Annotated in this window: 1 protein-coding gene; it reads right to left on the reverse strand. The window is 57.3% G+C overall.

All coding sequences use genetic code 11. The annotated features are described in order from the left end of the window. Positions 1-230: hypothetical protein (locus ACZ2V4_RS11875; RefSeq protein WP_289856236.1), on the reverse strand; the 230-nt coding region annotated here is incomplete at its 3' end. Positions 231-248: the final 18 nt, after the last annotated feature.

The following is a 248-nucleotide window of genomic DNA, read 5'->3' on the forward strand; positions in this document are numbered from 1 at the left end:
TATTCGGGCTTCTGTTGCAACGCGAGCCGCGCGCAAATCTCGTTGTTCCGGCGCACCATGTGTTCCAGATACACAGTCATCACGTCGCCCACAATCCAAGGTTCCGGGAGTGCGGGAATCTCGCGCGCATATACCCAGAAAAGTGGCATCGGCTTATCGAACCCGAGCAGGGCCGCGACGGCTTCGGCGGTCTGGGGCGTCAATTGGTCATGCAGGGTTTTCGCGTTCATATTCGTTACTCCTTATCC

This window comes from Macrococcus sp. CoH-51_TC_04 (assembly GCF_058188655.1).